Annotated in this window: 7 protein-coding genes; 1 reads left to right on the forward strand and 6 read right to left on the reverse strand. The window is 65.0% G+C overall.

Translation table 11 applies throughout. The features are described from left to right. Nucleotides 1–46 precede the first annotated feature (46 nt). Nucleotides 47–223 (forward strand): hypothetical protein, encoded by a 177-nt coding sequence (locus D7V97_RS44460; RefSeq protein ID WP_158623240.1) that lies wholly within the window; start codon nt 47–49, stop codon nt 221–223. Nucleotides 224–283: 60 nt separating this feature from the next. Here the strand turns inward: D7V97_RS44460 and D7V97_RS01505 are convergent, their stop codons facing one another. From D7V97_RS01505 to pglX, 6 genes are all read right to left on the reverse strand, one after another. Further along, nucleotides 284–931, reverse strand: coding sequence for a hypothetical protein (locus tag D7V97_RS01505; RefSeq protein WP_120608783.1), 648 nt, complete (start codon nt 929–931; stop codon nt 284–286). A 133-nt stretch (nt 932–1064) separates the two neighbouring features. Beyond that, on the reverse strand, nt 1065–3161 hold the full coding sequence (locus tag D7V97_RS01510; RefSeq protein WP_120608784.1) for a DEAD/DEAH box helicase: 2097 nt from the start codon (nt 3159–3161) through the stop codon (nt 1065–1067). 6 nt (nt 3162–3167) lie between these two features. After that, nucleotides 3168–4505, reverse strand: a complete 1338-nt coding sequence (gene brxD / locus D7V97_RS01515; RefSeq protein ID WP_120608785.1) for a BREX system ATP-binding protein BrxD — start codon at nt 4503–4505, stop codon at nt 3168–3170. Continuing rightward, nucleotides 4502–7333: a BREX-2 system phosphatase PglZ gene (gene pglZ, locus D7V97_RS01520; protein ID WP_158623241.1), complete on the reverse strand. Its 2832-nt coding sequence runs from the start codon at nt 7331–7333 to the stop codon at nt 4502–4504. The genes brxD and pglZ overlap by 4 nt, the downstream gene beginning before the upstream one ends. After that, the gene (locus D7V97_RS01525; protein WP_147444643.1) at nt 7330–10959 is read right to left on the reverse strand and encodes a hypothetical protein; all 3630 of its coding nucleotides are present in this window, start codon (nt 10957–10959) and stop codon (nt 7330–7332) included. The genes pglZ and D7V97_RS01525 overlap by 4 nt, the downstream gene beginning before the upstream one ends. Then, nucleotides 10956–14552 carry a BREX-2 system adenine-specific DNA-methyltransferase PglX gene (gene pglX / locus D7V97_RS01530; RefSeq protein WP_158623242.1) on the reverse strand — a complete coding sequence of 1199 codons (3597 nt, stop codon included), beginning with the start codon at nt 14550–14552 and terminating at the stop codon, nt 10956–10958. Before pglX ends, D7V97_RS01525 begins: the two co-directional genes overlap by 4 nt. Nucleotides 14553–14573: the final 21 nt, after the last annotated feature.

Below are 14573 nucleotides of genomic sequence, written 5' to 3' on the forward strand. Positions count from 1 at the left end.
CCAGCGCAAGCTCGACGAGCTCGGGCGTGATGTCGACGCCGCGTGGATGAAGCTCGAGAAGCTCGTTGAGGCGAGAGCCTACGACGAGGCCCTGATGCTCGCCGTCGACTTGAAGGCGCTCGCGACGCGCGGGGACGCGCTCCAGGACTTCGCGACGCGCTTCGAGGCCATGCGCAAGCGGCAGCTCCGGCAGCGTGGATTCTTCGACCGGTGGAAGCGGTGAGCCTCAGGGGATCGGTCGCGTGTCGTGGCGCCAGTGCCTATACCCTGACGCTCTCCGGGACTATTTCCCGAGCTTGTTCTGATACCCCCGTTTTTCCCAAAGCCGCGCAAGCTTCTTGCTGGGCTTGGGGTAGCGGCGAGGATGCTTCGGATCGAGCGTGCCCACCGCATCAACCGCCATCGAAACCTGTCCGACGCCGAGCTTCAGGTTTCGGGCGAGTTCCTTGATGGCATCAGCCCGCGCAGCCGGATCTGCACGGTGAGCGAGGTGCAGGTCGATGGTCTGTTCCATCTCGGCATCGGTCCACCTGTGTGTCTCCAATACACTGGCATCCGGGTCCATCAAGGACGGGGGCAATGTCGCCTGTAGGAGGGAAGTCACCATCGTGGCCCGCCCCTCTTGCTTCAACTGCTTGTACTCGGGCACCTGCGAAAACAGCAAGTTGATGAGCTGCGCCTCCGGAGTCGCGAGCAAGCTGGGAAGCACCACAACGAGTTCGATACCTCGAAATAGCGCCGTTGCGCCCGGATTCACCTGCTTGCCAATGAAGGCGGACAGGAGCGTTGCCTCTGTAACGGCGAGGTCAACAACGCTCCTCGTCTCAGCAACGGCAACCCTCTTCAATTCCACAGGAAACAACTCTGCGGATGGAACGTCGGCCGCATAGACGAAGCTGAAGTCGGTCCGCTCAAGGAACCAGCACAACATCTCGGAATCGCGACAAGGAACTACAGGAGTCATCGGATGCCCTCTGGGATGGATGAAGGCCAGCGTCGCCTGGAATCGTCATCGACTCCTCTCGGGCAGACTCTATCGTTCTGCACCCAACAAAGCCCTCCACTCAGCTCGTGAGGATTGCCTTGGCCGAAGGGGCATCGGTCAGGACGCTGGCGGTGAAGATGGCCTCCAGTCTGGGGGGAAGGCAGGGCTCGAACTTGGAGAGGCGCATTCCCCGGGGAGCGGCCCCCAGCGCGATCGCATCTTCTCGCGTCGGCCGTCCCTCCTGGCGCAGACGAGCCAGCGCCTCTCGCACAGCCACTTCGCTCTCACCCGCCCGTCCCTTGAGCCCAAGGGACAGATTGTTGGCGGTGACCCGCTCGCCCAGGATCGACTCCAGGACCCGCCCCAGCAGGAGGTTCGCCTTGAGCCCGCCAAAGGTCCACAACCGCATACCGCCCGGTTCGGTCTCCAATGGAATCGGGGCCTCATCAAGAAAGGCGTGGCCATCCCGCTCCTGTTGCAGCCGCTCGCGCGCCCGTCGCGACCACCACGGGTCTTCCTCCCGGCTCATCAGGACGTCCCGAATGGACAGGCACATCTCGCGGTGGAGCACGGTTCCCATTCCCTGCCAGCGTGCCGGTGCCCCGTGCTCCGCCGGCTGGACATAGACGACGCCCCGGTTCCACTCCACGGCGGTCGCCCGCCAAGACCGGGCCCCCAGGGTGAAGACCAGCTTTTCCGGCGTCTCCTGCTCGGCGAAGTAGGCATCAATGGTGCCCACTTCCTCCTGTCCCCAGAGAACCCGTAGCACGGAGGGCGAGGAGAAGACGGCGTACAGTTCGGTAAAGTTGCGCGCACCGTAGAGCTTCTCGCCCGTCCTACCCAAACCCAGGCGCCCACCGTCACGGAACAGGATGTCCGCAGCGAGCATGTGTTCCAGGAGTTCCTGCCGGTCGTCGGGGGTCAATCCGCTGAAGGGTGTTGCCTGGGATACCCATCCCCACCAATCACTCTCCGGAATGCCCTCCTCCTGAATGCACAGCGCCATCACCTGATGGGCGAGCAGGTGCGCGGCGAATCGCCGCGGTCGCACGGGCTCTACGAAGCCCGACTTGTAGAGGCGGAGCAACGCAGCGCTCTGTACGAGCGACTCCTCATCCGTCGCCAGGAAGGTGCAGTTCGGGTGCGTCCCAGGACGCCGCCCGGAGCGCCCCATGCGTTGCAGGAAACTCGCGACGGTGGAGGGGCACCCCACCTGGATGACGTGATCCAGGTCCCCGATGTCGATGCCCAGCTCCAGGGCGCTCGTGGCAACGATGACGCAGTTCTTCCCCTGGGCAAACGCCTCCTCGGCCCTCCTTCGCTCCGCTACCGATAGCGAGGAGTGCGTGACATGCGTATCGACGCCCAGTCCGCGCAGGGCGGTGCCCACGGCCTCCACCCCTCGCCGGCTATCCACGAAGACCAACCGCTTCTTCCCCGGATGGAGCGCGGCGATGATCCGTGCCGCGTTCTCGCGGTTCCCTACGAAATCGAGCATCAGTTGGGGATCACGGGGGAGCCCGGACGCGCGAACCAGCGCACCCTTCCGCTGTGAGGATCCCGCAACCCAGGCGAGGATTTCCTCTGGATTGCCCACCGTCGCTGACAGGCCGATGCGCTGGATGTCCTTCCCACAGAATCGGGAGAGCCGTTCCATGAGCGCGGACAGGTGCCCTCCGCGATCATCCGCCACGAAGGCATGGATTTCATCGATGACCACCGCGCGCAGGTTCTGGAAGAGCCGCCGAGCAGGCACCTTTCGGCTCATCAGCATCACCTCCAGTGACTCCGGAGTGGTGAGGAGGATGTCTGCCGGTTCCTGGATGAAGGCGCGGCGCTCCGACTGGGTGGTGTCCCCATGCCAGACCGCCGCGCGCCTGCCGATCAGCTTTGCGAAGGAAGAGACGCGTTCCTCCTGGTTGTTCAGCAACGCTCGGATTGGCGCCACGTAGATGACGGAGACTGCCTTCCAGTCCTCCTCGTCCATCCGAGAGAGCAGCGGGAAGAATGCCGCCTCTGTCTTCCCACCCGCGGTGGGCGCGAGCACGACGCAGTTCTTCCCATCGAGGACGGGACCGATGGTGAGTTCCTGCACCGGGCGCAGCGACTGGAAGCCGAGCCCGTTGACGATCTGGTACTGGACCGCGGGGCTGAGCCGCGAGAAGGCCTCGCTCACGTCACCCTACTCCGTCCCTGAGGTGTCCAGATCGAGCGCGATGTCATCAGCGCTTCGCTCGATGCCAGCGGCCGCCCGCTCATCCGCGCTCATCTCGTTCGCGGCGAGGTGCAGTTCGTAGTGCGCCGCCGGATCGAAGTCTGGATGTTCTTCGACCCTGTCGAGCACGTCGCCCACCAGCTTCTTGAGGAAGAGCCGAGGCGCAATCCCCACCTTGCCACCGAGCTTCCCCGCGATCTTCCGGGCCAGCGCGCCAATGAGTGCATCCGGGACTCGCTCGGCGACCTTGGCCGGCGACGCCGTGGGGTACAGGTCGCGGATGCGCTTTCCCACCTCCACCAAGCGTGCCTCATCAAAAGGCAGAAGGCGGATCTGCACCGCCCGACTGGAGTCGAAACGAGGATCCGACGCGAAGTCCACATGCAGCCGCTGCTCCAGCGGGGGCAGTCGCCGGGCGCCCTGCGGCCCTTCGAAGAAGGCAGGCGTGCCCGTGACCAACAGATACAGGCCCGGGTAGCGGCCACTGTCGACCTCATCGAGCAACTGCCGCATGGCATTGAGGCTCTTCTCACGCACGTCCGCGCGCATGCGCTGGATGGTCTCCACCTCATCCAACACGAGGAACAAGCCCCGGCGCCCGGTCTGCTGAAGCATGGACAACAGGCCCCGGAGGAAGCCGCCAGCGCCGAAGTGATCGATCTCCCCCTTCAACCCAGCCTTGCGCTTGATGTCCGCGCTGACGTTGGGCTGCCCCATGAGCCAGGCCAGCAGCCCCTCCGCCACCGCGGCATCTCCTTCAACCCTTGCCCGGTGGCAGGCACGGAGGGCGGCGGCGAACTGCGGTTGGGTGGCGCTCACCTTGCTCAGGCGCTGTTCGAGCAGCTCGCCCACGGCGGTCGCGACGGCGGAGGCGTCCTCCGCCGGGAACCCCGGGCGGCCGAGCACCTCCTCCTCCAAGGCATAGAACCAACGGTCCACCAGCGCGCGGAAGGCCCCCTCCTCCCACTCGCGGGTCCGCAGTGATTCCAGCGCCCGGCGGTACACCGTCTCCATGCGATGCAGTGGCGTCTCCGTCTCGGAGATCTGCACCTCGGCGGTGGCGAAACCGGCAGCCTGGGCGCGGTGCTGGACCCACCGGGCAAAGAATGTCTTGCCCGTGCCGTAGTCACCTCGCACGGCCTTGAACACGCCATGGCCGAGCGCGGCCCGGTTGAGTTCCTCGTCGATGGCGGCCATGTACCGGTCCAGGCCTACCGCCAGCGTCTCGATGCCGCGCCGGGGCACCGTGCCATTGCGCAGCGCCGAGACAATCTCCCGGCGCCGGACCAAGGTGAGTTCGCTCACTTGCTTCCCCCGAACATCTGCTTCAAGGCCTCGACATCCAGACGGACCACCTTCTCCGTTTCATCGAAGAAGGCCACGGGTTGTCCGTCCAGGTTGAGCCACTCCGCGAGCTTCGTCACGGCACCCCGCACACGGAATGGCAGCTCGCCCGTGCGCTGCGCGAACACATCCGGGGGCATGCGTCCCTCGTGCTCCACCAGCACCTCGACCCACGGGATGATCTTGTTCTCCAGCTCGTCGCGCTTCTTCCCCGCCACGTCCTTGAGCAGCGGCGACTTGCGCAGCAAGGCGCCCATTGGGGAGGAAGCTGCCTTCTGCTTGGCCGGCGCGCGCTGTGATTGCGGACGGGAAGCCAGAGGCTCGTACGCGCGTGGCCCGGGCACCGGCAGCACCTGGAAGGAGAAGGCCTCCTGGTTCAATACGGTAGGAGGCGACATCGGCACGGGGGGAGACGCATGGAGCGGACGCTGGACGGGTCGCACTTCGTAGTCCCACCAGCCCGGGCGGGGGAAGGACACGACCTCCACCTCGCGATCCTCGTAGCCCTCGGCCTCGTACTTGCGCGACAGCGATTCGGAGGCCACCAGGAGTGCAGGGGCAACGACTTCGGCCAGGGATGCGCCTCCATGCTCCCCTTCATGGGACATGGCGCCGTAGCTGTCCGACTCCCGGAAGAGCAGCCCCACCCGCTTCTTTCCCCGAGGGCGCCAGACCTCATCCTCGGAGAACACCACCTCGTTCGGATGCGCGGCCTCCTCCTCCGCCAGGATACGCCAGCGCGCCCCACCCGCCTCGACGGGAACGGCGAGCCGCGACATGCGGGAGCCCGGCACGTGCCCATGGTCGGCAACCATCAGCACTGCGCGTCCGGCCAGCGCGGCGGCGTCGAGCAGATCTCGCAGCGGCTTGATGGTCTGGAGCTTGTACTCCACGCGAATCTGGCGGCCTCCCTTGAGCTGCTCGTCGATGGCGTTGACCACCAGGGCCACCACGCGATCCTCCGACAGCACCAGCTTCCGCGCCTGCTCGGATGCCGCACCATTCAGCGACTGGACGTCGTGGCGAAGGAGCAGGCGTGGCAGCACTCCGATGAGCCCGCTCAATCCCCGGTGCTCGGCGAAGCGGTCCGGATCCTTCCCGGTATCCAACTGCGCTCCCGGAGCCATCAGCCTCCCGGAGAAGAACGCCGAGCGGCTGACTTCCGTCACGGTGGGGAGTGCCGCGAGCATGGGCGGGAGCAACGCCCGGGTGGCACCCGCTCCCTTGGGCCTCCAGCGCACCGGTGCCACCTGGTGCGCTTCCAGGTCCATCAGCAGTTCCACCGCGTTGGCCCACGCCATTCCGTCGAGCAGCAGCACCAACAGCTTCCGGTGAGCCCCCCCGTTCAAGAACTGCAAGGCGAAGCGGTCCAGTGCCGTGTCGATGGGCACCACCCGGTCCGACTTGCGCCCCGCGCGCATCCAGGCCGCGAGCCCTCGCGCGAAGCGTGCATCATCCCCGTCACGCAGGGTCTCGATGGCGGCCACCACCTTCTCAACACCCCGCCCCAGTGCATCCGAGGCGCTCCCCCTTGCGAGCCGGAGGGCGTAGTCCACGTAGCCCCCCTCCCGGGAATACTCCTCCGCCAGGAGGACCATTTCCTCGTAGGACGAGCCATGGCGCGACAGCTCCTCGATGTCCGGTCGCTCCCGGCGGTACGCAAGCAGCCGCATGGCCATCCGTGCCCGCTCGATGCGCTCCGTCTGACGCCGCGCCAGGTGATGCCGAGTAAGCCGCACCAACAGGTCGGAGGCCGCCCGGAAATGAGTCTCGGACCCATGCTCCGTCGCTCGCACGAGGGCCTCGCCGAGAAGGTCCGCCGTCCGCTGGAATGCACCCGGCAGGTAGCGCCCGTCCGCGAGCGCGTCACGCGCATCCTCCGCCGGAAGGAGCGACTGGGCCTCCTCCAGGAGCGGGGACAACAGCTCGTCGGTGAGCCGGAGCACGAGCCGATCCGCCAGCTCTCCCCACCGCAGCAGGAGCGCCGGATCCTTGAGGGGAGCGTCCTGCAGGCTCGGATCCACCTGCGCAAGCACTCCCACCATGCGGGCCTTGAGGTTGGGGTCATTCGCCAGCGCCGGCGCAGCGGCCTCCAGCAGCAGGGTGAGGGCGGCCAGCTTGCGTCCCTGCCCGGCCTCCCAGGCCCGCCAGGTGATCCGCGCCACGGGCCCCGAGGCCCTGTCCAGGTAGTCGTAAAGCGCCTGACGCAGGCGGGGACGCTCTTGCAGGTAGCGTCCAAATTCAGGGCCTGCCGGAGACGTGGCGCAGAAGGCGAGGATGCGATCCTCGGAGAGCCCGGGCTCGTTGGGCAGGGCCACACGCCGATGGAGGAACCACCGCCAGGCGGTTTCCAGATCCACCGTGGCCCCCGGCAGCGGCCCTGCCTGCACCGACAGGTCCTCCAGCAGCGCCTTGGCCAGGGGACTGTCCAGGAGTTCCGCAGAGGCGGCACTCGCACCGAAGAGCCGTGCCACCCGCCGCGCGTCCGCCACGAAGTGGATGCGGCCCCCCGCCAGACGCGCCTCCACGTCCAACGGCAGGTCCGTCCCATAGTCCACCAGCAGCACCACGGGGGTGTCCCCCGCCTGCTGCAGGGCCTGCCGCAGCTCCAGCTCGCACCGCACGGGAACGGCCTGGAAGGACCTGCTGCTTCCCTCCATCGTCGCGATCAACGAAGCCGGCTCTCCCCGCCCGTACAGCGCGACGTTGGGCGAGCGGTGCCGCGTCCGATGGATGGCGCCGACCTCCTCTTCGAGGTCCCGGAGGGACAGGTACGGCGCTTCGCTCACGACTTCACCCTCGTCACGCGCCACTGGAGGGACACCTCCACGCCGGGGCCCGCGCGCTGGAGCGCCTCACAGATTCGCGCCAGCTCCGCCTCCACCCGCGAAACCTCCTGCACACTGCCCTCCCCCACGACCTCGATACCCGGCGCGGGAGGAGCCTGCTCACGGGGGTCGCGCTGCTTGCGCACCGACTGCTGGACGAGGGACTGGGCCTCCGAAGACAGGCGGCGCACCCGGACGGACAGATCCTCGTGAAGCTGATCCGCTTCACACACGCGGCGCAGCTCGGCGAGCAGGGCCTGGGCCTCCGGTTCGGACCGCCCCTCCAGCAGACGGAAGTTGTTGAAGACGAGGTCATCGTCCAGGCAGTCCGCCACCTGCCGGGCCTGCACCAGATGGCGAGCCATGGCGGTGGAGCTGGTGCGCGGATCCAGCCCGGCCAGTGATTCCACCTGCGCCACGGGGCCAGAGGCAGACAGCCGCTCCAGCAACTCGCACACGGCCCGCGCGGTCGCCACCCGTGGCACATCCCCGCTGAGGCCTCGCTGCACGAGGAGTTGCTCCACCTCGTGGGCCCGTGCTGCCTGCGCTTCCTTGCGATTCTTCTCCAGGGACTCGTGGAGCTGGCGCAGGTTGCGCGCGTGGAGCGCCTTGCCGCCCAGGCTGATGCCGAAGAGGCCCGCGGACAGCTCCAGCGCACGCTGCCACCGGACCGGATCCGGCATGGGGGGCTTCACCAGTTCTGCGTCCTCCGGCAGCTTGCCCGCGGTGGGCTCGCGCACCGGATTTCCTCCGCGCAGCAGCTCCCGTCCGGACACCAGGGCCCAGGCGAGCACGAGGAAGTCGGCCACCTCGTCCGTCAGCCCCATGGCGTCCTTGGGGTCCAGCAGCCGCTTCACCCGCGCCACCGTGGGCGACTGGATGCCTTCCTTGTGCAGCTCCTGCTCCAGGTCCTGGAAGCGCTGGGTGCGCAGCGCCGCGCTCGCCTCGTGCACGGACACGATGCCCAGCTCGTGGGCCAGCTCCAGTTCCTTGAGCTCCGCCCGTTCGAACGGCAGCCGCTGCCCGTCCGCCTCGCAGATGCGCTCGAAGAGGCGGAGGTTCTTCTCCAGCCGCGCCCGCGTCGCCTTCTCCGTCAGCCGGGGGTGGCGCGGATAGCGTTGGTCGAGCAATTCATGCACCGCCGAGCGGAGTGCATCGCCCAGCGACGCGGACACCAGCCCGCGGATCTGCAGGCCCCGGCCAAGCACGAAGAAGTGCCTGTCAATCATCCGCGCGCTGTCCAGTTCCCCGTCTCCAGCGCTGGTGAGGCCGTACGCAGCCTGGAGCACCCGCATGACACGCTGACGCTTCTGGCTGCCGAGGCTCTCCAGCTCGGCCCGCGCACGGAGCTGGTCGTCCGGGCGGAGGTTCTCGACGTGGCGCTTGAAGTCGCCCTGGACGATGCCGTCAATGATGACCAGGTCGCTCAGGTCGCGCTGGACCTTCTCGGAGAAGAAGCTGGGCAGCCACACCACTGACCGGCTGTCGCCGCCCTCTAGCAGGAAGCGCTCCAGTCGCGTCGCGTCCTCCACGGGGCTGTGGCCCGACTTGTCGAACGGATAGTCGATGACGACGCGGAAGTCCTCATCCTCGCGGTGGCGCAGGAGGGTGTCGTCCATCTCGCGCACGTTGCCGTAGTGGATGCTGCCGGTGCGCCGGGTGCCACGCCACTCCACGTCGTGGTTCACGGTGGGCGCGCTGGCCTCCAGGTCCATGGCGGTGAAGAGCACCTCCTGGATCTTCTTACGGCGGGCGCCGTCCGAGTCATACGCGCTGGCAGCGGCCAGGATCGGCTTGAGGTCCACGCCCTCCAGGACGACAGCGACGGTCGGGTCCGGCTGATCTCCAACGCGCAGCTTGCCCACCTCAGACGCCCAGGCGCGCAGCCGGCCTGCGGCCTGCGTGGCCTCGGTGCCCGGAATGGGCGAGCGCAGCGTGCCGTGATTGAGCTGCACCAGCCGCGACACGGTGAGGTTCTTGAAGACCTTGGAGTTGGGGACGAGCGCCCCCAGTAGGAGGGTCTTCGCCAAGCGGTTGTCCGTCCGGCAGCGGGCCTCCTTGCAGCCGGAGCAGCCGAGCGACACGGGCCAGTCCTCGCGAAGCCGCTGGCAGCGCTCCTTGGTGCCCGTGCCGTTCTGCGCCTGGAGAACCGGAAGCAGCTCGGAGGTGTAGAGCCGGCGCGCGGCGGCGAAGCGCTCGCGCATGACGCCGTCCATGGGCTCCTCGCCACCGGCGAGCGCGTCGAACAGGTCGCCCACCGGGACGACCTTGCCCAGTTCGAAGTCCGGGAGGTGATCCACGAGCAGTTCGACCAGCACCTTGAGGGCGGTGCGTTCACGTTGGAGGCAGGCTGAGAGCGCCACCACCGCCTCGATGAGCGCGGGGCTGAAGGGGTAGACCTGCCGGAAGGACTTCTCGTCGGCCACGTCCCCGAGCAGCGTTCCCCAGGCGGACCCGAGGCTCCGGCGCATCTGGATGAAGGCCTCGTCGAGCTGCCTCTTCGCCGACGCGTCCTTCGCGCGCACGACGCGCTTCTCCACGATGCTGGGAAGGTTCCGGTCCTCTAGGCGGATGGTGTTGAAGCGCCCCTCCCACCACTTCAGCGAGTCATCGAGGTTCTGCGCCTCATGGCCGGCGTACTGGTCCCCCACCATCTCGCGGATGTCACGCTGGCGGGCGAGGAAGCTCACCAGTGGGATGGGGCGCCGCTCATCCTGGGCCTCCACCAACTTGGCGAGCTTCTGGATTTCATTGCTGAGGAACGTCCGGTCCGTGGCGCGGCTGGCCAACCAGAGGATGAGTTCGTCCAGGAAGAGAACGATTCCGTCGTAGCCGAGGCTCGCCGCGTGGCGGGTGACGATACCCAGGCCGCGGTCGAACGAGATGAAGCCGCGTGAGTTCTGCGCGAAGGCGGGGAAGTGCGTCTGGACGAGCGAGGAGAACAACCGGGCACGCACGTCCGGATCGCCACTGTTCCTCGCGGCGTCGAAGGAGGCGGCATCCCACGCGCTGGCCGCCGCGAGCTTGCCCCAACCCTTGGCGGCGGGCTGGTGGGCATTGAGCCTGGAAAAGAACGCCGCGTCCCCGAGCGTGCGCTGGAGCTCCACGGCGTTGTCGAAGAGGGCGGCGTCCTCGAAGAGCGGAGGAATGGGCGCGTCCGGGTGCAGCTCTCGGATGTGGGAGAGGTACTCGGAGAAGACCTTCTCCTCGGTGCTATTGGCGCCCACCATGTGGAAGTGGAGGCGGAGGAGCTTCGCCGACTTCACCCACTCATGTTTTGCGAGCAGCTCGTGCAGTTCGCGCTCGGACCAGGCGCTCGCGTCATTGGCCAGCAGGAGGCTGAGGAGCGCGAGGAAGTGGCTCTTGCCGGAGCCAAAGCTCCCGTGGACATAGGAGGCGACGCTCTGCTTGTCGCGCAACGCGGCGCCCACCAGCGTGAGGGCTCGGTCGAACGCCCCCTTGAGGTCCGGCGTGATGGCGGTGTTCCGCAGGAGGGCTTCGCCATGGGCGACACCCTCGGTGAGGCGGACGACGAAGTCGCTCTTCTTGACCTCCTGGGGGAGGTCCAAAATCTCGCGAAGGCTCATGCTGCGCCCTCAGTATCAGAGGCCTGGACTTTCTTCTTCTTGGGAGCGCGCTTCTTCGCGGGGGCCTTGACGGGACGCCAGTTCCGAAGGTCGTCGAGGGTCAGCCCGAGCGAGCGCGCCTCCTCCGTGACGAACTGCGAGTAGTAGTCCCCCAGCCGCTCTCCGTTGAAATCTGGGTTGGGCTCGTTGTGCCACTGCTGGAGCCAGGGGACCAACTCCAAGAGCCCGGAGAGCAAAGGCACCAAGCTTTCGCCCTCCCATGCATCCTGGGTTTTCCTCTCTTGGTAAAGCGTGGCGAGCGCATTGGCCTTTTGCAAATGATTCCAGCCAGCCCAGCCCAACAGGACATCCCGACCCTCCTCTCTTTCCAACTGAGGGTATGAGACGAAGCGCTCCTTTGGCACATCGAGCTTACCGCGGAGGCGCCAAAACGCCTGACTCCTGAAATCCTTCGAATCATATTTGGGAGGAACGCCGCTCTCAACCCGCTCCCCATGATCTTCTTTCCGCTGGAGTTCCCATCTCGCCTCCCAGCGCATCCGCTTCTGAAGACCCGACTGCGTGAATCGGTACACACTGAGAAATGGAACCGACTCACCGATAACCATCCCCCGCAACACCTCCTCGATATTCTCACCAGGAGCGCACAAGAACTGAATCACCTCACTCCACTTCGGATGCGCAAGGACTTCTGAAGTAAGCCTGGAGAGCGGCATTGCCGCCGCCTGCTCCTTAACAACCAACTCCACGGCATCCAGGAGCAAAACCATCAATGCTTCCCGTGTCTCTTCATCGAAATTTCGCAATGTCCACCGCCGCTTGTACTCTGGCGCCTCCAAGAGGCGGACATTGGAATTCTCTCTCAGAACCCCGAGTCTCGCAGCAACCAACCGAGGCGGCCCAGGAAGAGACTTCTCATCCGCAGGCGGAAGCGCATATCCATTTCTCTCAAACCAAGCAGTGGACACAGCCAGCCGCTTCAGTTCAAACTCAAAAGGCCTGCATCCCGGAGGAACAGCAAATCGCAACAATCCCTCCCCCGCCACAAACCCATCCTGCGCTCGAGCGACACCCAACATCTCACGCTCGGCCAACGAGAGGATATCAAATTGCTCATAAATCAACCAGTCGATTTCCTCCTGAGTTCCCACCATCTCAGACAAGCACGCCTGAGCTTGACGGTTCGCCTCAATCAGGCCCTGCCCCAAACTCCCCGCAGACCACCCATTGCGAAGAAATAGAGAGGGCATGAAGCCTTCCCGCTTTTGCGCAAGTTCATCGATCCTTGCGGCCAGAGCGGCGACCATGGGAGGGAGCACAGGCAAGGGAATCGATCCAACCAAGGCCCCGCTGTATTCCAAAAACTGCTCCCAAATCTCAGACTTATGCCCCTCGTTAACCCCCTGCGCCCCCTTGCTATGGCCAACTTGCCGGTAAAAAAAGCCAGCTATGGAACTATTGAGGTAACCCAGCAGCGCAAGGTGTTCCTCCTCCGTGGCTCCTTCCGGCAACTTGACAATGGGCGCAGTCTGCTTAAACAGCCTGCCGCCACGAGACAGAACAAAATGATTGTGAGTAGAAACAAAAGCAAAAGCTACAGAGACCGGAGTACGCAGTTTCTCCACATAGTGCTCTAAATGCCCGTACCAATTCTGCCCTTTTTGACGAAGCGTCTTTCCGAAGACTGTTCTATTTTCAAGCAGAGACCTGTACACCCAAAGATGAAACCGAACGACCGGATGACTCTCCACAACAGACACGCCTCCTAGCTTGTCGTATGGATAAATCACCTCTAATGATTCATCTATCCACCAATCACGAACATTCTCCCCCACCACAAGGGGAACAACACACTCACTCGCCGTGTTCCGCCTGCACGTCCCCCTGGGCGCAATCCAAACCTCATCCTCACCGCAGACAGTAGTCCGACCGATAGCCTCAACGACGTCCTCAAGCGTCTTGCCTGCGCCAGATTCAAGAATTTCTTTCAGCGCAGAAGTACCGCCTCCGCCTAAAGCCCACGGGTGCCTTGAAAGCACAAGCCTACCCACCGGAGCAACAGAGATGAAATCATTCTCGAATCCACTCAAGTCATAGTTCTCCACGATTGAGGACCAAACCAATCCAGCTTCGGGATTCTCGGGAGTGATGGGCTCTCCGCGCTTGCCGAGAACTGCGGCAACAGAGTCAGCCACTGGCACTCGATTGCGCCCAAAGAGCAGTACCGTAGGGGTCCCGTGGCCAGGAATGAAGGCTCCCGACGTATCAATTACACGAGAGAGATCCAAATTTCGCAGCACATCCTCAACAAGCCGCCGTCCAAACTCACGTTTCATGAAGCTATTGGCATTAATCATCCCCACGAAACCCTGCTCGACCGCAAGCTCAAAGAACCGCTCAGCAAAAGGCGCAGCAAGCGCATAGTTCCGATAACATGAATCATAACGCTCTCGGTATGCATCCCGGAGAGCCTCGTCCTTACATGTAATATAGGGAGGGTTTCCAACAACCGCATGGAACCGCCTCCCAAACAAGCGTCGTGCGGCAATTGGGTCCTCTAAATCGAACAACTCGTCTCCCCAGCGAGCACGGTCCTCATCCAAATCCGACAACTTCGTTTGATGACGTCCCCCATAGAGTAGCGAGTCAGCCACTACCAAGTTGAGCGAGAGTCGAGGCGCATGGGCGAGCTTTCTAATTACCGCCTTCTCCAAGAACGCCAAGGCAAGGCGGAAGCGAGCAATTGCCACAGCATATGGGTTGAGGTCCACGCCATACACCTGTGCGAGCGCGGCCCTCGCGTGTTCCTTGACGTCCAGGCTCGGCGCATTCAACCGCCGCTTCTCGAAGAGCCTCTCGAACGCCCCGAGGAGGAAGTGGCCCGATCCACAAGTCGGGTCGATGAGCCGCACCTCCTCCAGACCGAACTCCTCAATGGCCGGATCGAGCGTGAGGTCCAGAATGAACTTCTCCACGAAGTGTGGCGTCTGAAGGAGCGCGTAGCGCTTGCGCACCTCCTCCGAGAGGTCCTGATAGATGTCTCCGAGGAAGCGCGTATCTGTGCCGGAGAAGGTCCATGTCAGCGTCCCGCTCGCGTCCTCCTCCTGGAAGAAGTCGAGGAGCTTGCGCGCCGCCTCATGTGACGGGGAGAGTCGCCACGCAGGGTTGTGCCGGAGCCCGAGCACGTCCTCGGCCGCCGGGAGTGCGGCCACCTCCCGGAACACGAGCAGCAGGTAGTCACGCGCGGTCAGCGCGGGCGCAATCTCGATGAACTGGCCATACGCGTCCTTCGCGCCCGGCCCGGCCAACCGCCGCTGCCCAAGCAACTCCCGGTCCTCCAGTGTGCGGATGAACAGACACGAGAGCACCCACGCGGCTCCCACCTGCTCAACCGTCCGCTCCATCCAGTCGATGAAGTGCTCCGCAGTGCGGTTGGCGGCCTTCTCGTGCAGGTAGCGTTTCTCAAGTGCGTGGCGTACCTCAGGGGCCTTCACCCGCTCGCGCAAATCCGGCACCAGCACCTTTGACAGGAACGCCGCCAACTCAGGCGTAATCGTCCGCTCGCCACCCTTCTTCTTGCCGCCGCGACTCACGCCATACCTCCTCGATACAGG

The sequence above is a fragment of the Corallococcus sp. CA053C genome (assembly GCF_003611675.1).
Classification (GTDB): domain Bacteria; phylum Myxococcota; class Myxococcia; order Myxococcales; family Myxococcaceae; genus Corallococcus.

What these genes read in the sequence shown, in the direction of transcription:
- D7V97_RS01525 (WP_147444643.1), bottom strand. Translation starts at nt 10,959, where the DNA reads ATGAGCCTTCGCGAGATTTTGGACCTCCCCCAGGAGGTCAAGAAGAGC.
- D7V97_RS01505 (WP_120608783.1), bottom strand. Translation starts at nt 931, where the DNA reads ATGTTGTGCTGGTTCCTTGAGCGGACCGACTTCAGCTTCGTCTATGCG.
- D7V97_RS44460 (WP_158623240.1), top strand. Translation starts at nt 47, where the DNA reads ATGAAGCTCGAGAAGCTCGTTGAGGCGAGAGCCTACGACGAGGCCCTG.